General features: G+C 71.5%; 26 protein-coding genes. 13 read left to right on the plus strand and 13 right to left on the minus strand.

Annotated elements, in window-relative coordinates:
• Positions 1–33 precede the first annotated feature (33 nt).
• On the plus strand, positions 34–849 hold the full coding sequence (locus tag J2S63_RS04560; protein WP_310299199.1) for an SDR family oxidoreductase: 816 nt from the start codon (positions 34–36) through the stop codon (positions 847–849).
• 3 nt (positions 850–852) lie between these two features.
• Here the strand turns inward: J2S63_RS04560 and J2S63_RS04565 are convergent, their stop codons facing one another.
• Both J2S63_RS04565 and J2S63_RS04570 read right to left on the minus strand, forming a co-directional pair.
• Positions 853–1,395: a GNAT family N-acetyltransferase gene (locus tag J2S63_RS04565; RefSeq protein ID WP_310299202.1), complete on the minus strand. Its 543-nt coding sequence runs from the start codon at positions 1,393–1,395 to the stop codon at positions 853–855.
• Complete coding sequence (locus tag J2S63_RS04570; RefSeq protein ID WP_310299204.1) at positions 1,392–2,123, minus strand: MOSC domain-containing protein; 732 nt, start codon at positions 2,121–2,123, stop codon at positions 1,392–1,394. The genes J2S63_RS04565 and J2S63_RS04570 overlap by 4 nt, the downstream gene beginning before the upstream one ends.
• A gap of 28 nt (positions 2,124–2,151) precedes the next feature.
• Here J2S63_RS04570 and J2S63_RS04575 point away from each other — a divergent pair, with 28 nt between their 5' ends.
• Complete coding sequence (locus tag J2S63_RS04575; RefSeq protein ID WP_310299206.1) at positions 2,152–3,165, plus strand: patatin-like phospholipase family protein; 1,014 nt, start codon at positions 2,152–2,154, stop codon at positions 3,163–3,165.
• Between the two features lie 2 nt (positions 3,166–3,167).
• Here the strand turns inward: J2S63_RS04575 and J2S63_RS04580 are convergent, their stop codons facing one another.
• Both J2S63_RS04580 and J2S63_RS04585 read right to left on the minus strand, forming a co-directional pair.
• Complete coding sequence (locus tag J2S63_RS04580) at positions 3,168–3,611, minus strand: SRPBCC family protein (protein WP_310299208.1); 444 nt, start codon at positions 3,609–3,611, stop codon at positions 3,168–3,170.
• 4 nt (positions 3,612–3,615) lie between these two features.
• Positions 3,616–4,065 (minus strand): MarR family winged helix-turn-helix transcriptional regulator, encoded by a 450-nt coding sequence (locus tag J2S63_RS04585; protein ID WP_310299211.1) that lies wholly within the window; start codon positions 4,063–4,065, stop codon positions 3,616–3,618.
• Positions 4,066–4,114: 49 nt separating this feature from the next.
• Between J2S63_RS04585 and J2S63_RS04590 the strand changes: the two genes are divergently transcribed.
• Both J2S63_RS04590 and J2S63_RS04595 read left to right on the plus strand, forming a co-directional pair.
• The gene (locus J2S63_RS04590) at positions 4,115–4,708 is read left to right on the plus strand and encodes a maleylpyruvate isomerase family mycothiol-dependent enzyme (protein ID WP_310299215.1); all 594 of its coding nucleotides are present in this window, start codon (positions 4,115–4,117) and stop codon (positions 4,706–4,708) included.
• 101 nt (positions 4,709–4,809) lie between these two features.
• Positions 4,810–5,175, plus strand: coding sequence for a hypothetical protein (locus J2S63_RS04595; RefSeq protein WP_310299218.1), 366 nt, complete (start codon positions 4,810–4,812; stop codon positions 5,173–5,175).
• Between the two features lie 15 nt (positions 5,176–5,190).
• On the opposite strand, the gene J2S63_RS04600 is transcribed toward J2S63_RS04595, so the two are convergent.
• Complete coding sequence (locus J2S63_RS04600; RefSeq protein WP_310299221.1) at positions 5,191–5,592, minus strand: VOC family protein; 402 nt, start codon at positions 5,590–5,592, stop codon at positions 5,191–5,193.
• A complete protein-coding gene (locus tag J2S63_RS04605) occupies positions 5,589–5,873 on the minus strand; it encodes an ArsR/SmtB family transcription factor (protein ID WP_310299224.1) in 285 nt (94 codons plus the stop codon). Before J2S63_RS04605 ends, J2S63_RS04600 begins: the two co-directional genes overlap by 4 nt.
• 103 nt (positions 5,874–5,976) lie before the next feature.
• Here J2S63_RS04605 and J2S63_RS04610 point away from each other — a divergent pair, with 103 nt between their 5' ends.
• Positions 5,977–6,855 (plus strand): nuclease-related domain-containing protein, encoded by an 879-nt coding sequence (locus tag J2S63_RS04610; RefSeq protein WP_310299227.1) that lies wholly within the window; start codon positions 5,977–5,979, stop codon positions 6,853–6,855.
• Positions 6,856–7,063: 208 nt separating this feature from the next.
• On the opposite strand, the gene J2S63_RS04615 is transcribed toward J2S63_RS04610, so the two are convergent.
• Positions 7,064–7,555: a DUF6326 family protein gene (locus J2S63_RS04615; RefSeq protein WP_310299230.1), complete on the minus strand. Its 492-nt coding sequence runs from the start codon at positions 7,553–7,555 to the stop codon at positions 7,064–7,066.
• A gap of 163 nt (positions 7,556–7,718) precedes the next feature.
• Here J2S63_RS04615 and J2S63_RS04620 point away from each other — a divergent pair, with 163 nt between their 5' ends.
• Both J2S63_RS04620 and J2S63_RS04625 read left to right on the plus strand, forming a co-directional pair.
• Positions 7,719–8,858: a sensor histidine kinase gene (locus J2S63_RS04620; protein ID WP_310299232.1), complete on the plus strand. Its 1,140-nt coding sequence runs from the start codon at positions 7,719–7,721 to the stop codon at positions 8,856–8,858.
• Positions 8,855–9,511 (plus strand): response regulator, encoded by a 657-nt coding sequence (locus tag J2S63_RS04625; RefSeq protein WP_310299234.1) that lies wholly within the window; start codon positions 8,855–8,857, stop codon positions 9,509–9,511. The genes J2S63_RS04620 and J2S63_RS04625 overlap by 4 nt, the downstream gene beginning before the upstream one ends.
• A 14-nt stretch (positions 9,512–9,525) precedes the next feature.
• On the opposite strand, the gene J2S63_RS04630 is transcribed toward J2S63_RS04625, so the two are convergent.
• Positions 9,526–11,889: an ATP-binding cassette domain-containing protein gene (locus J2S63_RS04630; RefSeq protein WP_310299237.1), complete on the minus strand. Its 2,364-nt coding sequence runs from the start codon at positions 11,887–11,889 to the stop codon at positions 9,526–9,528.
• A gap of 196 nt (positions 11,890–12,085) precedes the next feature.
• Here J2S63_RS04630 and J2S63_RS04635 point away from each other — a divergent pair, with 196 nt between their 5' ends.
• Together J2S63_RS04635 and J2S63_RS04640 are read left to right on the plus strand one after the other, a co-directional pair.
• Positions 12,086–12,736, plus strand: a complete 651-nt coding sequence (locus tag J2S63_RS04635; RefSeq protein WP_310299239.1) for a hypothetical protein — start codon at positions 12,086–12,088, stop codon at positions 12,734–12,736.
• 75 nt (positions 12,737–12,811) lie between these two features.
• Positions 12,812–14,230, plus strand: coding sequence for an aromatic amino acid lyase (locus J2S63_RS04640; RefSeq protein WP_310299242.1), 1,419 nt, complete (start codon positions 12,812–12,814; stop codon positions 14,228–14,230).
• A 41-nt stretch (positions 14,231–14,271) separates the two neighbouring features.
• On the opposite strand, the gene J2S63_RS04645 is transcribed toward J2S63_RS04640, so the two are convergent.
• On the minus strand, positions 14,272–16,083 hold the full coding sequence (locus tag J2S63_RS04645; RefSeq protein ID WP_310299245.1) for a CASTOR/POLLUX-related putative ion channel: 1,812 nt from the start codon (positions 16,081–16,083) through the stop codon (positions 14,272–14,274).
• Between the two features lie 262 nt (positions 16,084–16,345).
• Positions 16,346–16,771 carry a DUF1810 domain-containing protein gene (locus J2S63_RS04650; RefSeq protein ID WP_310299248.1) on the minus strand — a complete coding sequence of 142 codons (426 nt, stop codon included), beginning with the start codon at positions 16,769–16,771 and terminating at the stop codon, positions 16,346–16,348.
• Positions 16,772–16,967: 196 nt separating this feature from the next.
• Between J2S63_RS04650 and trhA the strand changes: the two genes are divergently transcribed.
• Both trhA and J2S63_RS04660 read left to right on the plus strand, forming a co-directional pair.
• A complete protein-coding gene (trhA, locus tag J2S63_RS04655) occupies positions 16,968–17,693 on the plus strand; it encodes a PAQR family membrane homeostasis protein TrhA (protein WP_310299251.1) in 726 nt (241 codons plus the stop codon).
• A 6-nt stretch (positions 17,694–17,699) separates the two neighbouring features.
• Entirely contained in the window at positions 17,700–18,413 is a 714-nt protein-coding gene (locus J2S63_RS04660; protein ID WP_310299254.1) for a DUF72 domain-containing protein, read from the plus strand.
• A 39-nt stretch (positions 18,414–18,452) separates the two neighbouring features.
• Here J2S63_RS04660 and J2S63_RS04665 read toward each other — a convergent pair whose 3' ends face one another.
• Together J2S63_RS04665 and J2S63_RS04670 are read right to left on the minus strand one after the other, a co-directional pair.
• Positions 18,453–18,686 carry a DUF3099 domain-containing protein gene (locus tag J2S63_RS04665; RefSeq protein ID WP_310299260.1) on the minus strand — a complete coding sequence of 78 codons (234 nt, stop codon included), beginning with the start codon at positions 18,684–18,686 and terminating at the stop codon, positions 18,453–18,455.
• 30 nt (positions 18,687–18,716) lie between these two features.
• The gene (locus tag J2S63_RS04670; protein ID WP_310299263.1) at positions 18,717–19,616 is read right to left on the minus strand and encodes a LysR family transcriptional regulator; all 900 of its coding nucleotides are present in this window, start codon (positions 19,614–19,616) and stop codon (positions 18,717–18,719) included.
• Positions 19,617–19,687: 71 nt separating this feature from the next.
• On the opposite strand from J2S63_RS04670, the gene J2S63_RS04675 reads away from it, so the two are divergent.
• Positions 19,688–20,653, plus strand: coding sequence for an EamA family transporter (locus J2S63_RS04675; protein ID WP_310299266.1), 966 nt, complete (start codon positions 19,688–19,690; stop codon positions 20,651–20,653).
• A 12-nt stretch (positions 20,654–20,665) separates the two neighbouring features.
• Positions 20,666–24,223, plus strand: a complete 3,558-nt coding sequence (locus tag J2S63_RS04680) for an ATP-binding cassette domain-containing protein (RefSeq protein WP_310299268.1) — start codon at positions 20,666–20,668, stop codon at positions 24,221–24,223.
• 17 nt (positions 24,224–24,240) lie between these two features.
• Here the strand turns inward: J2S63_RS04680 and J2S63_RS04685 are convergent, their stop codons facing one another.
• Positions 24,241–25,548 (minus strand): acyl-CoA dehydrogenase family protein, encoded by a 1,308-nt coding sequence (locus J2S63_RS04685; RefSeq protein WP_310299271.1) that lies wholly within the window; start codon positions 25,546–25,548, stop codon positions 24,241–24,243.
• Positions 25,549–25,580 lie beyond the last annotated feature (32 nt).

Here is a 25,580-nt window from a genome sequence, read left to right on the forward strand (position 1 = left end):
GTTCGTCACTCGTCAGTCCCCGGAGGAGATCGCATGAGCAAGGTCTGGTTCATCACCGGTGCGTCCAGGGGCTTCGGTCGCGAGTGGTCGGAGGCGGCCCTGGAGCGGGGCGACAAGGTCGCTGCGACGGCCCGCAGGCCCGAGACGCTCGACCCCCTCGTCGAGGCGTACGGCGACGCGGTGCTCCCGCTGCAGCTGGACGTGACGGACCGTGCTGCGGGGCGGGCCGCCGTGCAGCAGGCGGCCGAGCACTTCGGGCGGCTCGACGTGGTGGTCAACAACGCCGGCTACGGCCACTTCGGGATGGTCGAGGAGCTGACCGAGGAGGAGGTCCGCGCCCAGCTCGAGACCAACCTGTTCGGGGCGCTGTGGGTGACCCAGGCGGCGCTGCCGATCATGCGCGCGCAGGGCTCGGGCCACATCGTCCAGGTGTCCAGCATCGGCGGGATCAGCGCGTTCCCGAGCGTCGGCGCCTACCACGCGTCGAAGTGGGCGCTCGAGGGCCTGAGCCAGTCACTGGCACAGGAGGTCAAGGGCTTCGGCATCCACGTCACGCTGGTCGAGCCGGGTGGCTTCTCGACCGACTGGTCGGGCCCATCGGCGACGCACAGCGAGGAGATGGAGGAGTACGCCGACGTGCGCGAGGCCGCCAGCAAGCGTCCCACCCGTCGCGACCCCGGCGACCCGCACGCGACCCGCGGGCCCATCCTCGAGATCGTCGACGCCGAGGAGCCGCCGCTGCGGGTGTTCTTCGGCAAGGCGCCGCTGGGCATCGCGGCCGCCGACTACGAGTCGCGCCTCAAGAGCTGGAACAAGTGGCAGCCGCTCGCCGAGCGGGCGCACGGCTGACCCTCACGGTCGCGCGGCTCGCCACCAGTCCATCGTCACGCCGTACCACCGGTCCGTGCTGCCCTGCCGGGTCATGCCGATCCGCTGCATGACCGCGAGCGACGGGTGGTTGTCGGCGTACGCCACGGCGTGGATCTCCGCGAGGCCGAGAGTGGCGAAGCCGTGCTCCAGCAGGGCTCTCGCGGCCTCGGTCGCGTAGCCGTGGCCCCAGTGGTCGGGGTGCAGGTGCCAGCCGACCTCCACGTCGTCGGTCTGCACCCCGTCGCCGTCCGGGAGACGCGTGAGCAGCGCGGTGCCGATCGCACGACCATCGGCCTCGATCGCCAGCACACCAAGGCCGTCCGGCTCCTCCGCGGACCTCTGGACGTAGCGCACGAGCCGGTCACGAGTCACTTCCGGGCTCGCGTCCACCTGCGGTGTGGCTCCGAGGAAGCGCACGACCTCCTCGCGGCGGTAGAGGTCGTACGCCGCGGCGACGTCGGCGTCGCCGTCCGGGCGCCAGGGGCGCAGCACGAGGCGGTCGGTCACCAGCCGGGGAGCGGTCATGGGAGCACCCTGTCACCGACCCGCACCCGACCCGGACGGGTGACGACCGCGTCGACGCCGAAGGGCAGGTCGGGGCCGCCGATCGCCTTGAGCAGCGCGCGGTCCCGGACACCGGTCAGCGGGTCGAGATCGACGACCGCGCAGCGTGGGATCGTCGCGGTCACCTCGACCTCGGCCTCGCCGATCCCGACCCGCCGGCCGACCCACTGGTCCTCGGTGCGTCGCTCCCCAGCCCCGGAGTCGACCACGAAGGTCGACCGGAACCGCTCGGCCGCCACCTCGGTCCCGGCGCGTCTCCCCAACCAGCGCAGGGCTTCGGTGGTCACCAGGCTCACCGGGCCGGCGTACACCACCGCGCCGGGCGCGACCCGCGCGAGCACGACGGCGTACCCCAGGAAGCGGGAGTACGCCGCCGCCCACGGCCCGTCGACGACCTCGAGCCGAGCGACCCGTCCCCAGTAGTCGACCTCGACCACGTCACCGCTCCCGATCGGGGCGCCCTCCGCGATGCCGAACGGCAGCCGGACCGACAGCACACCGCCGTGCCAGTGGGCGACGGTGCGCACGAGGCTTGGGTTCTCGACCGTCCGCAGGACCCGTCCTCGCGCCCGGTCGACCAGGCAGAAGGCCCGGTCCCCGACGGGGCCGCTCGCGTCCAGCACGACCGACTCGTGGGCGACGTGGCGCCCGCCCTTCACCGGCGTGAACCCGATCCGCTCCACTCGCACGACCGCGAGTCTGGCACCCTCGAACGACATGAGCGCCCTCCCCGACCGGCCCCTGACCGCCGACCTCGTGCTCGAGGGCGGTGGCGTCCTCGGGGTCGCGCACGTGGGCGCGCTGTCGGTGCTGGAGGAGTCGGGCTACGGCTTCGCGCGGGTCGCCGGCACGTCGGCCGGCTCGATCGTCGGGGCGTTCACCGCGGCCGGGATGCCGGCCGCGCGGATGACCGAGATCATGCAGTCGCTGGACTACCGGCGCTTCACCGACCGGTCGCTGCTCGACCACGTGCCCGTCGGCGGTCCCCTGCTCTCGCTGCTGCTCGACAACGGCGTCTACGAGGGCGACGCGGTCCGGGAGTGGGTGGGCAACGTGCTCCTCGACGAGTGCGCCGTGGAGACCTTCGGCGACCTCGCGATCGACGACCCGCACACGTCGCTGCCCCCCGAGCAGCAGTACAAGCTGGTCGTCACGGCGACCGACGTCTCCCGCGGCGAGCTGGTGCGCTTCCCGTGGGACTACGGCGTCACCTACGGTCTCGACCCGTCGACCCAGAGGGTCGCCGATGCCGTGCGTGCGTCGATGTCGATCCCGTTCTTCTACGAGCCGACCACGATCACCGCCGCTGACGGGACCGTGTCGACGCTGGTCGACGGCGGGGTGCTGTCGAACTTCCCGATCGACCTGTTCGACCGCACCGACGGGCGTACGCCGCGCTGGCCGACCTTCGGCGTCAAGCTCATCCCCGACCTGCCGATGGACGCCGACAAGCTCGTGCCGGTGCTCGGGCTGGTCAAGCACGGACCGGTGGCGCTGGCCGCGCAGGTGACGATGACCGCGATCGTCGGGCACGACCAGGCCCAGCTGGCCAAGCCCTGGGTGAGCGCGCGCACGATCCGGGCCGACACCGAGGGCGTGAGCCCGGTCGACTTCGGGCTCAGCCGCGCGGACGCCGACAAGCTCTATGCCAACGGCCGAGCGGCGGCGACGGACTTCCTGCGGACGTGGGACTGGGACGACTACCTGGCGCGCTTCCGCACCACGTCCTGACCTCAGCCGGCGCTTGCGGCGTACTCGTCCAGCGTCCTGCGCCACATCCTCGAGATGACGCGGTGCATCGGCCCGCGGTGGAGCAGCCAGAGCAGGACCTTGTCGCGCAAGCCCGCCGCCTCGCCGTTGCTCCAGGCAGCCTGGAGGCGGCTGCCGGCCCCGTCGGGGAGGATGCGCACCTCACCCGAGCCGAGGCCGCCCCAGCTGGTCTCGACATCGGTCCACCGCACCACGCCCGGGTCGGACCAGTCGTAGCGCTCGACGACCCAGAACGGCGACCCGGCGGTGCTCTCCTTGGCCACGGCCCAGGTGTCGCCCTGCTCGCGCAGCTCGTAGGTCCTGGGATCCAGCGTGCGGTGCCAGATCTGTGGGCGACGGTCGGAGAAGTCGGTCAGCGCGCTCAGCACCTGCTCCGGTGAGGCCGTGGTCGTCAGCTCGAGTCTCATGTCGTCAGCTCCTCCACCAAGGGTCGGTGAGCTCGCGGAGGTCGGCCAGGGTCGTGTGCAGCTGGTCCAGACGCTCCTCCCCCACGTGGTCGGCCCACTCGTCCATCACCCGCTGCACCTCCTCGCCGGCGGCGTCGATCATCGGCTGCGCCTTCGGGGTCAGCCGCACCAACCGGGCGCGGCCGTCGCTCGGGTCGGGCACGCGCTCGACGTACCCCGCCTTCTCGAGCTGCTCGACCGAGAACGCCGCGGTCTGCTTGGTGACCCTCGCCTGCTCGGCCAGCACGGAGACGCGGGTGCCGTCGGGCCCGATGCGCGCAGCGACACGTGCCTGTGCCGGCGTGATGTCGGTGATGCCGGCGGCGACGACCGCGTCGAAAGCCCGCTCCTCCAGCGCGCGGTTGGCGACGAAGAGCAGGATCCCGAGCTCGAGGCGTTGACGACGGTCGGCCACGGTGCCATTTTAGACAGATATTCTGTCTATCGAGCAAGGGAGGCCCGCCGTGGACAGCGACACCGTCTGGCGGCACATCGACACCGAGCGCACCTGGATGGCCGACCTCCTCGAGCCGCTCCCCGCCGAGGACTGGGAGCGCCCGAGCCTGTGCGAGGGGTGGACGGTCCGCGACGTCGGCGCCCACCTCTGCCTCGCGCAGAGCTCCGTGCTCAGCGTGCTGGGCCCGATGCTCAAGGCCGGCTTCCGGTACGACGTGTTCGTGCGCGACACCGCGCTGCGCAGCCCCCTCACCCACGAGCAGATCGTGGCGACGCTGCGCGGCTTCATCGGCTCGCGCAGGAAGGTCGCGTTCATCACCGAGCTCGAGCCCCTCATCGACGTCCTGGTCCACAACCAGGACATCGCCCGCCCGCTCGGCGTCGACCACCCGATCCCGCCCGACGCCGCGGCGGCGGCCGCGGACCGGGTCCTGTCCATGCGACCCCCGCTCCGGCGCTGGAAGGCACCGCGCGGGGTGCGCCTGGTCGCCACCGACATCGACTGGTCCTACGGCCAGGGCGAGGACGTCCGAGCCCCCATGGGCCAGCACCTGCTTGCGATGACGGGGCGGCTGCCCCTGGTGGCGACGTCGAGCGCGTGAGGCGCGACCTCCCTCCGATCGGGTGACCGCCGTTTGTCACGCTCCGCCCTCTGGGTAGCGGTTCCTCGAGGGACCCGCCCGGGTCCCCGAGAGGAGCAACGATGGCTGTCACCGAGTTCCAGGACCTCCCACTGGCCGACCGCGACCACGACTGGGACGGCAGCGACGCGGAGAAGCGCGTGCGCAAGTGGGCCGGCGCGGAGGACGAGCCCAACGAGAAGTACCGCAAGGCCCACGTCTGGTACGACGGCGACAAGGCGCAGAACTTCACCGCCTACAAGCTGCTCATCGCCGACGTGGTCGACGACCGGCTCAAGGTCGTCCCGCACGGGCTCATGGCCGCGGGCAACGTCATGCAGGGCGGCCGCGGGGGTGTCGACCTGCCGAAGGACGACGTCGACCGGGTGAAGAAGCACCTCGCGAAGTACTACGACAAGCTCGGCGACGAGCCGCCGTGGGAGCGCTGACGCCTCGCCGGCCGGTCAGCCCTCGCTCGGCTTCATCGCGAGGAGCTGCACCAGGTTGCCGCAGGTGTCGTCGAGGACCGCCACGACCGCGGTGCCGATGTCGGTCGGGGGCTGGGTGAAGGTGACGCCGAGGCCGGTCAGTCGCGCGTGCTCGGCCTCGACGTCGTCGACGGCGAACTGCACCAGCGGGATGCCGTCCTCGACCAGGGCGTCACGGTAGGGCTTGACCGCCGGGTGACCGGCCGGCTCGAGCAGCAGCTCGGGGCCGTCGGGCCGCTCCGGCGAGACGACGGTGAGCCAGGCCGAGTCGGGGCCGAGCGGGATGTCGTGACGCTTCGAGAAGCCGAGGACCTCGGTGTAGAAGGCGAGCGCGGCTCGCTGGTCGTCGACGAAGATGCTCGTCAGCTCGATCCTCATGCGGGTTCCTCTCGGGTGGTCGGCCAGCGTCGCGCGATCTCCGCGAGCGGCTCGGGGGTGAAGTGGTGAAGCTTGGTGCGGCCCTGTCGCCGGGTCCTCACGAGGCCTGCCTCCTCGAGCACCGCGAGGTGCTGCGAGATCGCCTGGCGCGACGAGCCGACGCCGTGGCGCATCGCGAGGGTCGTGCAGATCTCGAACAGGCTCTGCCCGTCGCGGGCCGCGAGCTCGTCGAGGATCAGGCGCCTGGTCTCGTCGTCGAGGGCCCGGAAGACGTCCGTCACGCCCCCACCATAGGCAAGTCAGCACTTGCCTATCAAGGCTCATGTGCGATCGCGTCCATTCGGAGGACTGTGTCCGGCCTCAGCCGCACCTACGGTGCCAGCCATGGACGGCGACCCGACCGCGAAGCGCATGCGACTCCGCTACGCGGGGACGTGCAGCGAGTGCACGGCCACGCTGCCGGCTGGCACGCAGGCGATCTACGACCGCGTAACGCGGTCCGTGCGGTGCCTCACCCACGATGACCCGCCAGCCACGCTCGGGCCTGTCGAGGCGGAGGCGCCACCATCGACGCCCCTCGAGGAACCGACACCCGACCCGTCACCGGCCGAGCTCGACTGCGGCACGCCCGGGGCCTCCGCGCGGCGGGAGTACGAGCGACGCAGGACCAAGCGCGAGGACGACGTCCGCGGCAGGCATCCCAAGCTCGGTGGGCTGATCCTGGCGCTCAGCGACGAACGCCGGACCACGCGGGTGTGGGACACCGGTGCCCTCGGCGAGGAGGCACTTGGCTCCCGGCTCAACGAGCTCGCCGGCGACCGGCTCAAGGTGCTGCACGACCGGCGGATCCCCCGCACCCGCGCCAACATCGACCACCTGGCCGTGACGCCCACAGGCATCTGGGTCATCGACGCGAAGCGCTACAAGGGAAAGCGCCCGGCGCTCAAGGTGGAGGGCGGGATCCTGCGGCCGCGGGTGGAGAAGCTGATGGTCGGCGGCCGGGACAGCACCAAGCTGATCGACGGCATGACCCACCAGGTCGAGGTGGTGCGCGGGATCGTCGGCGACGAGGTGCCGGTGCGGGGCGTCCTGTGCTTCCTCGAGGCCGACTGGCCTCTTCTGGAGGGTTCGTTCGAAACGCGCTCCGTGCACGTGGTGTGGCCCAGGCGTCTCTACAAGTGGCTCAGGCAGGACGGTCCGCTCGAGCCGCCGGAGATCGCGCAGAGGCACCGGGCCCTGGCCGAGAGGCTCGCCTCAGCCTGATCACCGGACCGGGACTCGACCTCCTCGAGGTCCCGAACCGCCCTGCCGCGACCGGGTCTCCGGCGAGGACCCATCGTCTGCGGGAACTGCCACACCATCGGGATCGGGGTGAACCGCGACGGCGTGTTCGCCGACCTCGACCCGGACCTCGGCGCGCTCTACGACCCACTGGGGCACGAGGCCTCCTCCCGAGAGGAGGACCCGCGGCTCACGCCTGCTGGTGGGCGCGGACGGTGGCACGGTCCGGGCTGGTCGCCGAGGTCGTGGTGGCCGGTGCACTGCGCGGCCAGGTCCAGGCGCACCTCACGATGAGGGCGAGGAGCATCAGCTCGAGCGCGATGCCGAGGCCGTAGAACAGCAGCCAGGACTCACCCGTCCCGTTGAAGGCCGTCACCGGGACGTAGACCGCGGCGACGACGAGGTTCGTGGTGCGGTTCGCCTTAGCAGGCAGCGTCGCCGACAGCACGATCATGAGGGCCGGCACGGACACGAGGGCCAGCGCCGCGGTCGAGAAGGTCTGGGAGAGGTCGAACTCGAAGACCCTGCCGTCGAGGATGTCCTGGACGACGCCGGGTGTGTAGAAGTTGAGGATGTCGACGTAGGCGTAGAGGAACATGAAGCTCGTCCACGCTGCGGCGAGCTTGACGCGCACCGGGATCGGCTGGTCGTCCAGGGTGGTGATGGGTCGAGGTGTCGGCATCTCGGTCTCCGTTGCTGTGGTGAGGATCGGTAGGTCCACGATCGCGGCGCCCGGCGGTTCTGCGGATCCGCCCGGAGACCCGGGTCGGCTCAGCCGATGGCACGGCCGGCGTCTCCTTCTTTCGGCCGGTACGCCGAGGCGTGCTGGTCCCTAGGCTGGTGCCGTGGTCACTGTGCCGGGCTCCCTCTGGGACGAGCCACGGCCTGCCGGCGCCCCGCCCGTCGGTCGCCCCGACTGGCTGCTGGTGGGCGTGGTCGCGACCGCGGCCTGCATCGAGGGCGTCGTGCGTCCGGACCTGGCCTGGCGGCCGCTCGTGACGATCCTCGCCCTGGCGCTGGTGCCGGCCCTGCTCTGGCGGCGGAGCCGCCCACTTCTTGCTGCCGTGGCCGGGTGGGGCGTCGCGGGGCTGCTCTCGACCCTCCAGCTGGCTGCGCAGACCGGCGACCTCGGCCTCCTGTCCATGACGGCGGTCCTGGTGCTGCTCTACTCGCTCGTGCGGTGGGGCTCAGGACGGGAGATCGTCGTGGGGACGGCGTTCGTGGCAGCCGTCGTCGCGCTGGGGATGTACGCCTCCTCCGCGGGCTGGGCCGACGCGTTCGGAGGGAGCGTCCTGCTGCTCCTGCTGGTCGCCCTCGCGGCGATGTTCCGCTATCGCGCGGGCCTCTGGCAGCGCCAGCAGCGCGAGATCCGCAACGAGGAGCGGGTGGCGCTGGCGCGCGACCTGCACGACACCGTGGCCCACCACGTCTCGGCCATCGCGGTGCAGGCGCAGGCCGGTGGCGTGGTCGCCGGCCTCCAGCCCGAGAAGGCCGTCGAGGTCCTTGCAGCGATCGAGTCCGAGGCGTCGCGGACCCTGGCGGAGATGAGAGCCATGGTGCGGGTGCTGCGTGAGGAGGAAGCCGTCGCCTACGCGCCGCAGCCGGGGGTCGCCGACCTGCCTGCGCTGTCGCGCGCCGACACGACGCCCACTGTCGAGGTCTTGCTGGAAGGTGCGCTGCGCCGGCTGGCACCACCCGTGGACGCCGCGGTCTACCGGCTCGCGCAGGAGGCCCTGACCAACGCCGTGCGCCACGCACGGAGCGCGACCCGCGTCGCGATCGTCGTACGCCGCGACGGCGACGCCGTCCGGCTGCGGGTCAGCGACGACGGGCGGACCGAGTCCGGGTCGACCCCGGAGCCCGGGTTCGGCCTGCTGGGCATGGCAGAGCGCGCCCACCTCCTCGACGGGTCCTTCTCCGCAGGACCAGGGCCCGACGGCGGCTGGGTGGTCGAGGTCGTCCTGCCGGTGCAGGCACCGGCATGAGCATCCGTGTCGTCGTGGCCGACGACCAGGACCTGGTCCGCACCGGGCTGATGATGATCCTGGGCGCGCAACCCGACGTGGAGGTCGTCGGGGAGGCCGCGGACGGGCCCGCAGCGCTCGACCTGGCCACCCGGTTGCGTCCCGACGTCCTCCTCGTCGACATCCGGATGCCCGGGCTCGACGGCATCGAGGTGACCCGGCGCCTGGCCGGGCCCGACGTGGCGGACCCGATGGCGGTCGTGGTGATCACGACCTTCGACCTCGACGACTACGTCCTCGGCGCCCTGCGCGCCGGCGCCCGCGGCTTCCTGCTGAAGGACGCCGGGCCGGACCTCCTCGTGCAGGCCATCCACGCGGCGGCCGACGGGGACGCGCTGATCGCCCCCAACGTCACCCGCCGGCTGTTGGCGACCTTCGCCGACCAGGCGCCGCCGGTGCCGGTCCAGCCCCTCGAACCGCTCACCGCCCGCGAGGAGGAGGTGCTCGCGCTGGTGGCGCGTGGCCGCACCAACGCCGAGATCGCCACCGAGCTCTTCGTCGGCCTGAGCACGGTCAAGACCCACGTCGCCTCGCTGATGACCAAGCTCGGCGCCCGCAACCGCGTGGAGATCGCGATGTGGGCCTACGACACCAGGCGCGTGAGAGCCAGCTAGACCCAGCGGCCTTCTCAGACCTGGGCGAGCCGCCGGGCGAGGTACGGCGCCGTCACGCTCCCGTCAGCCGTGGCGATCTCGGCCGGCGGCCCGCTCGCCACCACCTGACCTCCCGCGTCGCCGCCGCCGGGCCCGAGGTCGATGACCCAGTCGGCGCCGGCGACCACGTCGAGGTCGTGCTCGACCAGGACGACGGTGTTGCCGGCGTCGACGAGCTGGTGCAGCTGGCGCATGAGGAGGGCGGTGTCGGCCGGGTGCAGTCCGGAGGTGGGCTCGTCGAGCAGGTAGAGCGCGTGCCCCCGGTGGGCGCGCTGCAGCTCGGTGGCGAGCTTGATCCGCTGCGCCTCCCCACCGCTGAGCTCGGTGGCCGGCTGGCCGAGCCGGAGGTAGCCGAGCCCGACCTCGCGCAGCGTCTGCAGGCTCCGCGCCGCCGCGGGCACGTCGGCGAGGAACTCGGCCGCCTCGTCGACGGACAGGCCGAGCACGTCGGCGATGTTCTTGCCGCGATAGGTGATCTCGAGCGTCTCGTCGTTGTAGCGCGCGCCGTGGCAGGTCGGGCACGGCGCATAGGTGCCGGGCAGGAACAGCAGCTCGACCGAGACGAAGCCCTCGCCGTCGCAGGTCTCGCACCGCCCCTCCGCGACGTTGAAGGAGAAGCGACCGGCGCCGTACCTGCGCTTCCGCGCGGCGTCGGTGGCGGCGTACACCTTGCGGACGGCGTCGAACAGCCCGGTGTACGTCGCGAGGTTGGACCGCGGGGTCCGTCCGATCGGGCGCTGGTCGACCAGCACCAGCCGGTCGAAGGAGTCCACGGCCTCGGGGTCCTCCGACAGCACGCTGACGAGGCTGGACTTGCCGGAGCCCGAGACTCCGGTGACGGCGGTGAGCACGCACAGCGGGACGTCGACGGACAGCTCGCGCAGGTTGTGCCGCGTCACGTCGCGCAGCTCGAGCCAGCCCTGCGGCTCGCGAAGCTCGTGGACGACGGGCTCCGCGCGACCGAACAGGTGGTCGGAGGTCACCGACCCCGCGACGTCCTCCAGCCCCTCCACCGGGCCGCTGTAGAGCACGTGTCCGCCGGCCTCGCCGGCTCCCGGGCCGATGTCGACGACCCAGTCCGCGCGGCGTACGACATCCATGTCGTGCTCGACGACGAAGAGGGAGTTGCCGGCCGCCTTCAGTCGATCGAGTACGTCGAGCAGCGGCTCGGCATCGGCGGGGTGCAGGCCGGCCGACGGCTCGTCGAGGACGTAGACGACCCCGAACAGCCCCGACCGCAGCTGGGTGGCGATGCGCAGCCGCTGCGCCTCGCCGGGCGAGAGCGTCGTCGAGCTGCGCCCGAGGGAGAGGTAGCCCAGGCCCAGGTCGAGCAGCACCTGCACGCGCGCCACGAGGTCGGTGCAGATGCGCACCGCGACCTCGTTGGTCTCCTCGGGCAGCTCGGTGAACGGCCGCAGGAGCTCGATGAGACGGGTGAACGACTGCTGGTTCAGCTCGGCGATCGAGAGGCCGGCGAAGGTGACCGCGAGGGCCTCGGGCCGCAGCCCGCTGCCGTGGCACTGCGAGCACGGCGCGTCGACCACGAACTTCAGCGCCCGCTCGCGCATCCGCTCGCTCTTGGAGTCCGAGAGCACGTGCATGACGTGCTTGCGGGCGCTCCAGAACTTGCCGTAGTAGGCGTGGTCGACCCGGCCCTCCTCCGGCTCGATCCAGACCGACGGCTGCTCGTCGGTGAACAGCAGCCAGTCGCGGTCCTTCTTGCGCAGGCGCTCCCACGGCTTGTCGACGTCGATGTCGAGCCCCATCACGATGCTGCGCAGGTTGGCGCCCTGCCAGGCGCCCGGCCACGCGGCGATCGCGCCCTCGCGGATGCTCAGCGACGGGTCGGGGACGAGCAGCTCCTCGGTGACGTCGTGCACGACCCCGAGCCCGTGGCAGCGCGGACAGGCGCCGGCGACGGTGTTGGGCGAGAACGCCTCGGCCGCCAGGTGGTCGGCACCCCTGGGATAGTCACCGGCGCGCGAGTAGAGGATGCGCAGCAGGTTGGACAGCGTGGTGATCGTGCCGACCGACGAGCGCGAGGTGGCCGCTCCCCTGCGCTGCTGCAGCGCCACCGCCGGCGGCAGCCCGGTGATCTCCTGCACGTGGGGTGCGCCGACCTGCTGCAGCAGCCGTCGGGCGTAGGGCGCGACCGACTCGAAGTAGCGGCGCTGCGCCTCGGCGTACACCGTGCCGAAGGCGAGCGAGGACTTCCCCGACCCGGAGACCCCGGTGAAGACGACCATCGAGTCGCGGGGCAGGTCGACGTCGACGTTGCGGAGGTTGTGCTCGCTGGCGCCGCGGACGCGGACGTAGGGGTCGATCGGCGTGATGGTCACCCGTTCGGTGTACCCGTGCGGGCAGGGTCCATCCGCCTGTGTCGGCCCCACACAAGCCGGTCGCTCTGAGGCGTGACCGAGGTGTCGGACTCTGCCGGCCCCTGCAGTGCTGCCGACGGTCGCGCGCTCGACCACGACAGCTACCCGGTGACCTGATCGTGCGCTGCAACCAGTGCTCCTGGGATAGACATCTCCTGTGAGCGTCACCGCAGACTACGAAGACCTGGTCGAGCTGGTGCGCGCCTACGGGACGTTCGCGGCGAGGTTCGGGGCCAAGTCGGTGATCAAGGTGGCGAAAGCCGGCGGCGCGTTCCACGAGGTCAAGGCCATGCGCTCTCCGTACTCGCGCCCGGAGGGCTTGATCACGCTCTACGAGAAACTGGCTACGGAGGAGGAGCGCATCGACCCGAACTACGAGTCCCTACAGTCGGGGCAGCCCTTCGAGCACCTGGCAGCAAGATTCATGTCGAGTCACCCTGGGCTGACCTCGACCGACGCGGCCGCGATCGCGGAGCTCCACCGCTTGCACTGGGACCGCCACAGCGAGACGTCCTGGCGACGCACCGTCGCCGCTGTCATTGCGATTGCGGCCTTCGCCGGCCAGTTCTTCACCGCCGAGGTCTTCAAGACCATGCACTGGACGGGATACGGGACGTATCGGACCGCGCTCGCGTTCGGCACTCTCCTGGCTGCTGCCTACCTCTCGATGATGATTCTGACTCTGTCCTCTGCGACGCGACGATCGGCGCCGGTCCGTGACGTGGAGCTGGTGATCGTGCTCGTGACCGCACTCGTGCACCGCGCCGAGAGCGCACGGGCTCGACCCACAACGCAAGGCAACGAATGATCAGGCATCCGTCTGGCGCCGAGAGTTGCGGAGGCGTGGCTCGAGCGGGGGACAACCGCGGTGCCTGGTAGCGGGATGTCGTGGGACCACCTGATCTCCTGGGCGCTCGAGGGCGGGCCCGCGCCGGTCGAGCTGACCGACGACAAGGTCGCCCGCATCGCGATCGCCGAGGAGCAGCTGCGTCACGCCGGCCGCTCGGGTGCGGTCTACGGCCTCACGACCGGCGTCGGAGCGCTCCGCCACGTCCCCCGACCCGAGCCCACCCCGGACGACGGCTCGTCCCCCGGTCTCCGGCTCTGGCGCAGCCACGCGAGCGGCGTCGGCACGACGTACGACGACGCGACCGCCCGGGCCGGCATGGCGATCCGCCTGCACCAGATCACCTCGGGCCGCTCAGGGGTCTCGTCCGGGCTCGCCTCGTCGCTCGGGGCGGCGATCGCGTCCGGCGCCGTGCCCGACCTGCACCAGTCCGGCTCGATCGGCACCGGTGACCTCGTCCCCCTCGCCGAGCTCGCGCTGACGCTGCTCGGCGAGCGCCCCTGGCGGTCCGGCTCGGCGCCCATCGCCCAGGTCGACGACGCCGACGCGCTGCCGTTCATCTCCAGCAACGCGATGACGCTCGCGCGCGCGGCCCTCGTGCACCACCGGATGGTCAACCTGTCGGTCGCCGCCGAGAAGGTCGCGGCCCTCTCGATCGCGGCGCTCCGGGGCTCGCTCGAGCCGTTCGACCCGCGCGTCCACGCCCGCCGACCGGACGCGTCCCAGCAGCGGGTCGCCGCGCGCATCTTCGCCTACCTCGAAGGGGCCGACTGGGAGCAGGCCCGCATCCAGGATCCCCTCGCCCTGCGCACGATCCCGCAGGTGCACGCTCCGTTCGTCGACGCGCTCTCGACGCTGGTCGAGTCCGTCCTCATCGAGGTCAACGACCCCACCGAGAACCCGATGGTCGGCGACGACGGCCGCCCCGTGCACCACGGTGGCTTCATGACCGCGCGCCTGTCGGCGACGCTCGACGCGTTGCGCCAGGCGAGCTATCCGGTGCTGTCGCTCTCAGCGGCGCGCCTGTCGCACCTGCTCAACCCGTCCCTGACCGGCCTCCCGGCCTTCCTCGCGAGCGGGCCGCCGGACAGCTCGGGCCTCATGGTCCTGGAGTACGTCGCCCAGGACGCCCTCGCGCGGTGTCGCCTCCTCACCTCACCGGTCTCGACGGGCAACCTCTCGATCTCGCTGGGCCTCGAGGAGCACGCGAGCTTCTCGACCCAGGCGGCCTGGGCGTGCGAGTGGCTGGTCGAGATGGCGCAGACCGTCCTCGCCTGCGAGCTGGTCGCCGCCGTACGGGCGCTGCGCATGAGTCGCGACCGGCTGACCGGCGTCCCCTTGGAGGATCTGTACGACCGCGCGGCCGCCGTCCTCATGGAGGAGCGCGCAGACCGATCCCTCACCCCCGACATCGCCGCCGGGGTGGACCTGGTCGAGCGGGGCCTCGGCGGGTAGCGGCATCCCGCACCCGCGGACCGCCACGGGCGTCGAGCGCCTCAGTCCGTGGCCAGGACCAAGACCCGGTCGTCGGCCGAGACCGCGAACGTCTCGGACTTGGAGGGATTCACCACCACACCGGAAGGCAGCTCCGCTGACCCGACCAGCTCCGTCGAGCGATAGCCGAAGGCCGTCTCCCCACGACGGCGTGCCGACTCGACGATCGTGGCGAAGTTGACCTCGCGGCCGGTCTCGACGTAACGCTCCGCCGGCCGCAGGTAGATCTCCGCACCGTCTGCATCGAGAAGGTCGAGGAAGACGGGCTCGAGTCGACGGTCTGAGGAGAGCTGGGCGAGCATCAGGCTGAGGATCCTGTCGCTCACGATGACGTCGTCGACGTGCGCGACCTCCGCCAGAGGACGGTTGCGGTCGTCCAGCAGCTCGCTGACCACCGCGGGGACCTGGCCGTCGCCGACGATGTCGCGGACGTGCAGGAGGGTTACGAGGGTCCGGGCGTCCGCTTGCTGCACCTCGAGGTGCTCGGAGTAGCAGAGCACGATGACGTGATCGAGGCCGGCGTGGACGTGCCGGTCGAGCACCTTGCGGGAGGCCGTCGGGCCGCACACGATCGTGGGTTCCACGTTTGCCAGCTGGGGCAGGTCGGGCTCGCCGAACTCTGTCAGCACCGTCAGCGTCGAGCCCGGCTCCACGTAGGCGTCGAGCTCTCGGACGATCGTCCTGGCTCGCTCGTTCCAGCCCAGCAACAACGCGGTGACCGGGGCCTCGGACTGCGGCGCCGTGCGTGCGATCAGGCACTCGTCGGCCGTGGACGCGCTGGGCGAGGGCGACGCCAGGACCGAGTCGTCCTCGGCCAGGACGATCAGCGCCTGGTCCCCGATCAAGGTGTCGTGAGGTGGGTTGAGACGCGCGGTGCCGTCGCTCGCCAGCAGGCCGAGCACGGCCACGTCCTCGTAGGCACCGAGCGCGTCGCCGTACCGCTGGCCGGTGAGTCCGTGCCCGGCGTGGAAGTAGATCTCGTCACCATGGAAGTCGAAGAGCTCGATGTAGACCGCTGCTGCTCCCGACTGACGGGAGGTCTGCACAATCAGCCGGGCCACGGTGCCGCGCTTGTCCACGATGACGGCGCGGCCCTTGCCGACCATCCGGGCGGTCTCCAGATTGTCCGGGTCCGCGATCTCGGCGACGATCGGAGCATCGCTCTCGCTCTTGTGGGTGAGGGCGAGGAGCACCTTGATCACCTCGCTGTCAGGGTCGGGTCCTGCGGAGGAGAGCACCACGACCGAGCGCGCCGTAGCCGCGCTGCTCAGGGCCAGGTCGCCGAGGTCGGTCGGTGACCCCGTGCGGCACACGACACGGGTTCCCCTGAGGTCAGGGACTCTGTATCGGATCTCCTCCTCCATGGCGACCTTGTCCCGCTCCGCCAGGATCACGACCACGGGCCGGCGCACACTCTCGTTGGCGATCGCCAGCTCGGCGAGGATGGTGAAGACGGCATCCGACCATCCGAGGATCACGATGTGTCCGGACTCGATGACCTGTGACCGGCCGCGACGCAGGTCAGCCAGCCTTGCGTCGATCCCAGCGGCGATGACTCCGATCAGCGCGCTGACGATGACGAGACCGCAGAGTGTCAGGGCGAGCATCGTGAGGAGGTACGACCAGTTGCCGGAGTCGTTGGCGACCGTGCCCGGGTCGAGAGCGTGCAGGAGCGAGGCGAAGAGCTCCCCGAAGAAGCCGTCGCCCTGTCCCTGGCGCAGGTCGAAGGCCGAGGTGACCACAGCGAAGACCATGGTCATCAGCAACGTCGCCGCGCCCAGCCACACCACCAGCGCAGGCGTGCCTCGGGACATCGACCTGTCGAACGCGTATCGCAACCGCGCCGTGCGACCTGGGCCCCTGAAGCTCCGTGCGGCAGAGGTCGACCTGGATCTCTTGACGATCGCTCGCTTCGTCCGAGCTCGCATCTGCCGGCCGGTCTGTCCCATGGATCCCCCGATCGCATCCAGTCGCCTCAGGAGCGTGGCTGGGGCTCACGGGCTGAGACGGCCAATTGTCCGGAACATTAACGCCGCGCGAGCACGGACGTGACGCAAAGGCCGCGACTGGCGACGCTCAGCGCTCCAGCAGCGCGACGGTCCTCGGGTCGGGCTCACCGTCGAAGAACGCGTCGAGCACCCGCTGGAACACCGGCTCGGAGCCGGCCAGTGCGAACAGCGTCATCGACGACCTGAGCTTCGCGTCGTCGGGTGATCCGAGGATCTCCCGCGGGGTTCGATCGGGGTGCTCCAGGACCGCCTCGGCACACTCCACGAGGCGTGGGCCCAGCACAGGGTGGTCGAGGTACGCCCGTGCCTCCGCGAGCGAGCCGATCGCGTAGGTCTGCGACATCGACGAGTGACCGAGGCCGGCGACCTGCGGGAAGACGAACCACATCCAGTGGCTCGTCTTGCGACCGGCGCGCAACTTACCCAGCGCCCGCGCGTAGACCTGCTCCTGCGCCTCGACGAAGCGCCCCAACGGGTAGGCGTCGGCATCCATCGGCCGAGGGTACGCAAGGAACCCCGGCTCAAACCTCCGCACCCCCGAAAGCCGCAACCGGACTAGGCAGCGGACGGCAGGAGGCTTCCGAACGTCCCGAAAAGGGCAAACGTGATGCATCTGGCACCCACCATGAACGGGAGCCGACCCAGGCCGCGGGCAGCGTCCGTCAGCGACACCCAGACCGGAGGGACCGATGAGCGAAGCCGTGCCCGTCGTGGCTCCTCTGGCCTCGGTCCAGGAGCGAGCCCACCAGGCCTCCGACCTGGCTCAAGCCCTCGTCGAGGAGGTCAAGCCCCGGCTCCGCGGCTGGCTGCACGCGGCGATCGTCCCGGTCACCCTCGCCGCCGGCCTGGTGCTGGTCCTGACCTCTGCGCCCGGGGCGGCGCGCGTGGGCTCGGCCGTCTTCGCCACCTCGGCCCTGGTCCTCTTCAGCGTCTCCGCGACGCTGCACCGTGGCCGCTGGGGGCTGCGCACCAACCGGCTGCTGACCCGCCTGGACCACGCCTGCATCTTCCTGCTCATCGCCGGCACCTACACCCCGTTCACGCTGCTGCTGCTGGACGGGACCCGGCAGGTCCTCATGCTGTCGATCGCGTGGGGCGGCGCCCTCCTGGGCGCGACCTTCCGGGTCGTCTGGACCGGGGCACCGCGCTGGCTCTACACCCCGCTCTACATCGCCCTGGGCTGGGCCTCGGTCTTCTTCCTCGGCGACTTCCTCGCCCGGGGAGGCGTGACGGTGGTGGCGCTGATCGCCGCCGGCGGCCTGCTCTACACGGTCGGTGGCGTCGTCTACGGCCTGCGGCGGCCCAACCCGATCCCGTCCTGGTTCGAGTTCCACGAGGTCTTCCACGCCTTCACCGTCGTGGCGTTCGCCGCCCACTACACCGGCGTCACCGTCCTCACCCACACCCTTCGCTGAGCACACGTGGACGTCCGCGTCGGGCTGTGTGGCTGGACGATCTCCCAGTCGTCCTACGTGCGCCGCTTCCCGGTCGTCGAGATCCAGCACACCTTCTACGAACCGCCCGCCGACGCCGTCCTCGAGCGCTGGCAACGCCAGGTGCCGGCCGACTTCGAGTTCACCATCAAGGCCTGGCAGGTCGTCACGCACGAGTCCACCAGCCCGACCTACCGGCGCATGAAGAACCCGCTGCCGACGAGCGCCCGAGGGCAGGTCGGAGCGTTCCGGACGACCCCGGCGGTCCTCGCGGGTTGGGAGCGCACCGTCGAGTGCGCCCGCATCCTCCGCGCCACCGCCGTGCTGCTCCAGTGCCCCGCCGGCTTTCGCCCCACCGCGGACAACGTGGACCGTCTGCGCACCTTCGTGCAGCAGGTACGACCCCCCGCCGGCCGACTGCTCTGGGAGCCGCGCGGCGAGTGGTCGACCCAGCTGCTGACCGAGCTCTGCACCGAGCTGGACCTGGTCCACGTCGTCGACCCGATGAAGACCGAGACGGTGACGCCCGAGCAGACCTACTACCGGCTGCACGGGACCACTGGCTCGCGGCACGTCCACACCGATGACGAGCTGCGCCGCCTGCGGGACCTGGTCGACGGGCGTCCGTCGCCGTACGTCATGTTCAACAACCTGCCTCGCACGGGCGACGCCGAGCGGTTCCTCGCTCTGCTGGGTCACTGAGCCCGGGAGTGCGGCGACAGGATCCCGGCCGGACGCCGCTCAGTGGTCCTCGTGCCAGTTGGCCACGATGGCAGCGATCGGTGGGAGCACGGCAGCGACGGCCGACATCACGAGGGCCGCGGTCGTCGACCACAGTCGGACCACGTTCCACGCGAGCAGGATCAGCACGAGGCACGACCCCATCAGGGCGAAGTACCACCGCCGGCGCCGGCGGAGCCTCTGGCTCTGCGGCGCCCGCACCTCGGTGGCCGTGACGTGTTGCTGGCGTCTCATCACCTCCACGTTCCCACGCCCGCCATGGGGTCACGCCCCGGTCTGGACCCGTGACGCGACGGAGGTGAAGGCGTCGAGGACCCTGCGCACCGCGAGGCGCTCGGCACGGTCAGGCCGGGACATCGCGAAGATGTAGCGCCCCGTGGGGATGCCCTGCACGGGTCGGAGCGTGACACGTTCGCCCGGCGTGGTGAAGCGCGGGAGCACCGCGACCCGGTCACTCGCCGCGACGAGCGCCTCGATCAGCCGGTTGTCGCGCAGGCGTTGCACGATCTGGACCGGTCGGCCGGTGGACTCCTCGACGGCGACACGGACGCTGTCGAAGGGGAAGCCGAGCGGGACGCCGTACCACTCGTGCTCGACCAGCTCCTCGGGACGAGCCTTCTCGGAGTCGGCCAAGGGATGCCCGTGGCGCATCGCGATGTCCAGCGGTTCGCGCACGAGGAGCCGGACGCTGAGTCCGTCCGCGCCGGCCGGTGCTCGGCGGCTCAGGCTGTGGGCGATGACGATGTCGTGGTCGGCCGTGAGCGCGCCGTAGGCGGACTCGGCGACGTCGGCGTCGACGCAGGTGAGGTCGATCGCGGTGTCGGCGAGGTCGGCCATCACCCCGGGCAGCAGGAAGGTCGCCGCACTCGGGAGGGCGACCACCGAGACGGTGCCGGCCGGCTCGCCGCGGAACTCGTCCCAGCGCGCCTGTACGACGGCCAGCGCCCGCGCGACCTCGCGGCCGCCCTCTGCCAGGAGCCGACCGGCGTCGGTGAGCTGCAGGCCACGCCCGGCCTGCTGGACGAGGGGTACGCCGGCGTCGCGCTGGGCCGCGCGCAGGTGCTGCGAGACGGCCGAGGGGGTGCGGTGGGTGGCCTGAGCCACGGCCGTGACCGAGCCACGCTCCGCGAGGTCGCGGAGCAGCTCGAGGTGGCGGACGTCCATGAAGCGAGGCTACAGAGTCAATGAACTACTTTTCGCTTGTGCTTCACAGACTGGCTCCGGACGATGGACGGGTGCCCGCCTCTCACCGCCTGATCGCCATGGCCGTCGCCGTCCTCTGGGGCGTCAACTTCCTGGCGATCCATGCCTCGCTCGAGCAGTTCCCGCCGATGTTCCTGGTGACGCTCCGGTTCGCGCTGATCGCCGTACCGACGCTGGTGCTGGTGCCTCGACCGGCGGTGGAGACCCGCTGGCTCGTGGCCTACGGGCTCGGGTTCGGGGTCCTGCAGTTCCTGTTCCTCTACTGGGGCATGGCCGCCGGCATGCCCACCGGACTGGCCTCGCTGGTGCTGCAGTCCTCGGCACCGTTCACGGTGCTGCTGGGCGTGGTCCTCTTCCGCGACGTCCTCAGTGCCCGGCGGCTCCTCGGGCTGGCGCTGTCCTGCCTCGGACTGGCCGTGGTGGGGTGGCAGCAGAGCCAGAGCGCCGCGCTGCTGCCCTTCCTGCTCGTCCTCGCCGGCGGCTTCGGCTGGGCGATCGGCAACGTGGCCAACGCCCGCGCGCAGGCCCCGAACCCGCTGCACCTCACGCTGTGGATGTCGGTCGTGCCTCCCCTGCCGATGCTGGCGCTCTCCCTGGTCGTCGAGGGGCCGTCACGGATCTGGTCCTCGCTGGACCCGACCGCACCCGCGATGCTCCCGGCCCTGCTCGGGCTCGCCTACACCGTGCTCCTCGGCACCGTCGTGGGGTCGGGGCTCTGGAGCTGGCTGATGGCGCGGCACCCCTCCGGCGTGGTCGCGCCGTTCTCGATGGTGGTCCCGGTCGTCGGGATGAGCGTCGCCTGGGTGGCGCTCGGCGAGGCGGTCAGCGCGGGTGAGGCGACCGGCGCAGGGATGGTCGTGGCCGGCGTGCTCCTCGGCAGCCGTCGCCCGACGCCACGGGACCGCGCACGCGTAGACCTGGGGCCGCCGCAGCTCGAGGACGGGAGCGACCTCCGGCAGCGAGAAAACCAGGAGAGAACGTTCGCCGGTCCGGCATAACTTGGTCGGACGATGAGTGCGACGACGACCGAGACCGCGACACCGGACCAGCTGAGCCCGGCGGCTCCCACGATCGACTCCTCGCGCAGGATCGACGCGTCGCGGATGAGGAGCCGGACGGCAGTGGCCGCGCTGGTCGCCTCAGCCGTGGCGGCGCTCGGGATGACGATGGGCACCGTGGTGGCCGGCAAGCTCGCCGAGGACCCCACCCGCAGGCTGGTCTGGTTGCTCGCGATCTGTGTCGTCGGCGCCGCAGTGGTGGACACGATCGGCAAGGTCGCCTGGGTCGGCTGCTCGGACCGCGCAGAGGGACAGCTGCGCAAGGACCTGCTGAGCGCGGCGCTGAGCCAGCCTCTGCCCGCACTGAGCGAGCAGGCCGTGGGCGAGATCCTCGACCGGGTCGACGACGACTCGCACGAGGTCGGCAACCTCCTGCGGTGGCAGATCTGGCAGCTGGCCCGCACGCTCTTCGCCACCGTGCCGATGTGGATCGTCGCCGGTGTGACCTGGTGGCCGTCGTTCGTGCTCTTCCCGCTGCTCGCGGGTCTCACCTGGCTCGCCATCCGGTCGCTGCTCGGCGAGATCGCGCGCCGCAAGGTCGTCGAGGAGATGGCGTGGACCGACCACGCCGCCGTGCTCGAGGAGGGCATCGCCGGCCGCGACGACCTCCGCACGAGCCTGGGCCAGCCCCACGTCGTACGCCGCGTCGCGCGGCTCTCTGCCGACGTGCACGCGAAGTTCAAGGCCGTCGTCGACATCGAGAGCCGCCTGATCCGACGCGCGGGCCTGCTGCTCCACGGGCTGCTGGCGGGCATCGCGGTCGCCGGGGTCGCCCTCGCGTCCAACGGCAGCCTCTCGGTCGCCGAGCTGGTGACGCTCTTCCTGGTCACCTCGACGTTCGTCGGCCAGATCGCGATGGTGGCCAACCACCTGCCCGACCTGCAGGCCGGCCTCGGCGCCATCATCCGGCTGCGGCAGCTGCTCGCCGTCCCGCCGGAGCCCTCTGGCGGGAGTCGCCTGCCCGAGGGACCGCTCGCGCTGGAGCTGCGCGACCTGCAGTTCGCCTACGCCGAGGGCACGTTCGCGTTGCAGGGCATCGACCTGCAGGTCCCGGCCGGCCAGACCGTCGCCCTCGTCGGCCGCACGGGCTCCGGCAAGTCGACGCTGGCCGCGCTCGTCTCGCGTGCGATGGAGCCGCCTCGAGGGTCGGTGTTCCTCGGCGGGACCGACGTGCGGGACCTGGACCTCCAGCTCCTCCGACGCTCGGTCGGGGTGGTCACGCAGCGCACGGAGATCCTCGCCGGCACCCTCGCGGAGAACATCGCGCTCTTCGCGTCGGTGCCTCGCCGCACGGTCGAGGCGGCCGTGGTCGAGCTGGGGCTGGACGACTGGGTCGCCGGCCTGCCCGAGGGCCTCGACACTCTGCTCGGTCCCGGCGGCACGTCGCTCTCCGCCGGCGAGGAGCAGCTCGTCGCCTTCGCGCGCCTGCTCGTCCGTGACGTCAGGGTGGTCGTCCTCGACGAGGCCACCGCACGCATGGACCCGCTCACCGAACGCCGGGTCGTGGCAGCGGCCGACCGGCTGCTCGCGGCCCGGACCGGCATCCTCGTCGCCCACCGCCTGTCCACCATCGAGCGCGCTCCCCTGGTCGCCGTGCTCGAGCGTGGACGCATCGTCCAGCAGGGCTCCCGCACCGAGCTCGCTGCGGCGCCCGGCCCGTTCCGCGACCTGCTGCTGGCCAGTCGCACCGAGCACGGTCACGAGCTGCCGGCGGGGCCTGGCCTCGACGCCCAGGGCGTGGCCGCCGCCGAGCTGTCCGAGTCCGCCGACACCGGGGTCGGAGGCCGGCGTCGTACGGGTCCGGCGCCCGAGCTCGAGGACGTCGGCACCGGCCCCTCCCTGGCCCGCGGCATCGCGCACGTGCTCGCCGTACGCCCGACGTGGGGTCTCCTGGGAGCGTTCCTGTTCCTCGCGTTCTCCCTCGTCAGCGCCCAGGGGGCCGTCACCGGCCTGCTGTGGGGCCAGGTCGTCGAGGAGCTGCAACAGGGCGGCAACCCCAGGTGGCTGACCGCTGGGGTCGTGGTCAGCCTGCTGGCTGCGCCGCTCATGCTGGCGGACGCCTTCTGGCGCTACCCGCGGTGGTGGATCGAGGTGATGCTCCGAGCCCGGATGGCGGTGCTCTACGGCCAGACCAGCCAGCGCCGCATGGCGCGGACCCCGCCGGGTGAGGTCGTCGCGCGCTCGATGGACGCCGACCGCTACGCGAGGTACGCCGACCGCTGGGTCGACGTGGTCAACGGCCTGGTCATCGCCGGCCTGACCGCGCTCCTGGCCGGCACCTGGGTGGCCGGCGCCGTGCTGCTCGCGGTGCTGGCTGCCTCCGCCCTGGCCTCGACGCTGGGCCGCCCGGTCGCCGGTCGGTCGGCAGCCGCGTCGTCGACCGCACGGGCCGGGTTCGGACGCGCACTCGTCTCGGCGCTGGACTCCGCGCGGACGATCAAGCTGGCGGCCGCCGTGCCCGACGTCCATGCCCACCTGCACCGCGTGGACTCCGGCCGCGTCGCCGCGGCGGTGAAGGAGCACCGGGTCCAGGCCTTCCTCGACGGCGTGCCGACGGTCATGGTGCAGGGCGGGGTCGTGACCGCCTGGGCGATCTACTTCTCCGACGGCTGGAGCCTCGCGGTCGCCCTGCTCGTGGCCAACGCGGTCGGTGGCTTCGACTGGTTCGGCCGGGTCGCCGGGATGGTCGTGACCGAGGCGCCGGGGACGCGGGCGTGGCAGAAGGAGACCAGCCGGTTCGCCAGCGGGGCCGACCTGATGGACCTTCCACCGCAGGTGGACCTGGTCAGCGGTGACGCCCCCTCCCCCGCGGACGTACGCCGCGTGCCGCTGGAACGCCTGGAGCTCCGCGGGTTCTCGGCGGTCCATGACGACGGCACGATCGGCGTCAGCGGCGTCGACCTCACCGTGGAGGCGGGCGAGCTGGTGCTGCTCGTCGGGCAGGTCGGCTCCGGCAAGTCGAGCCTGCTCTCGGCCCTCGCCGGCCTGATCGAGCACTCCGGCTCGCTGCGGTGGAACGGTCAGGAGGTCACCGACCCGCAGGCCTTCCTCCGCCCGGCCCAGGTCGCCCACGTCGCCCAGATGCCGCGGGTCCTGTCGGGCAGCTTCCGCGACAACGTCCTGCTGGGTCACCGGCGCGACTTCGACGGCCCGGTCTCCGCCGCCCGACTGTCACGCGACATCGACGAGGCCGGCGGCAAGGACGCTCTTGTGGGGCACCGCGGTGTCCGGCTCTCCGGAGGCCAGGTCCAGCGCCTCGCGCTCGCCCGAGCGCTGGCTGCCGACGCCGAGCTCCTCCTGGCCGACGACGTCTCCAGTGCCCTGGACGCCGCCACCGAGATCGAGCTGTGGGCAGCCCTCCGTCAGCGGCGCGCGACGGTCATCGGGGCCACCGCGAAGGCGGCCGCTCTCGCCCAGGCCGACCGGGTCGTCGTACTCGTCGGCGGCGAGGTCGCCGCCGTCGGCCCCTGGCGCGAGCTGGCGCGCGCGTGGAGCCACCTTGCGGGTTAGTCCCTGTGAGACATCCGTCAGCGGATCGGGGCGCCCGAGACCGTGCGTGCGATGACCAGTCGCTGGATCTCCGAGGTGCCCTCGAAGATCGTGTAGATCTTGGCGTCGCGGGCCCAGCGCTCGACGGGGTACTCCCGCGTGTAGCCGTTGCCGCCGAGGATCTGCATGGCCTGACCGGTCACCTTGACCGCGGTCTCGGCGGCCATCAGCTTGGACATGGAACCCTCGGCCGCGTCGAACGACTTGCCTTGGCTGGCCATCCACGCCGCCCGGTGCACCAGCAGACGACTGGCATCGATGGAGACTGCCATGTCGGCCAGCATGAAAGCGACGCCTTGGTTCTCGATGATCGCCTTGCCGAACTGCTCGCGCGTCTTGGCGTAGTCGAGCGCAACTTCGTAGGCGGCCCTGGCGATGCCGACCGCCATCGCACCCACGGCTGGACGCGTGCGTTCGAAGGTGGCCATGCTCGCGTTTCCACGCGCGCCCGCACCCTCGCGAGCCCTTGCGAGGCGGGCGTCGAGCTTGTCCTTGCCGCCGAGCAGGCAGCGGCCCGGCACCCGCACGTTGTCGAGCACGACTTCAGCGGTGTGGCTGGCACGGATGCCGTGCTTGTGGAACTTCTGTCCCTGCGAGAGGCCCTTCGTGCCCGGAGGCACGACGAAGCTGGCCTGACCGCGAGTCTTGAGGTCCGGGTCGACGACGGCGGTGACGACATGGACGTCGGCGATGCCACCGTTGGTCGCCCACGTCTTGGTCCCGTTGATGACCCACTCGTCGGTGGCCTCGTCGTAGCGGGCACGGGTGCGCATGGCACCCACGTCGCTACCGGCGTCAGGTTCTGAGGAGCAGAAGGCGCCGAGCTTGAGGTCGCCCGGTGCGCCGAACATCTCCGGGACCCACTCGAGCACCTGCTCCTGGGTGCCGTTGCTGCTCACGCCGGCGGCCGCCAGCGCCGTACCGACGATCGCCAGGCCGATACCGGCATCGCCCCAACACAGCTCCTCCATGGAGATCGGGATGCCGAGGCCGGTCGGGTCGAAGCCCTGCGTGGCGAAGAAGTCCATCGAGTAGATGCCTGCCTTGGCGGCCTCCTCGACTACGGGCCAGGGGAACTCCTCCTTCTCGTCCCACTCCGCGGCAGCAGGACGGATGACGTCGGCAGCGAAGCCGTGCAGCCAGGACTTCAGCTCTTCGTGGTCCGGCGTCAGGTCAAAGGAGGGCGTAGACACAGCCGCGATCGTACGGGGCGTGCTTCGTTTCCATGCATGCATCGGCAACGCCAGAGATCCGACATCCTGATGGCCTTGGCCCGTCTGCGTCACAAGCGGCGGAGTGATGCGGCTTGGCGCGCCGA

Source organism: Nocardioides marmoribigeumensis, assembly GCF_031458325.1.
GTDB classification, from domain to species: domain Bacteria; phylum Actinomycetota; class Actinomycetes; order Propionibacteriales; family Nocardioidaceae; genus Marmoricola_A; species Marmoricola_A marmoribigeumensis.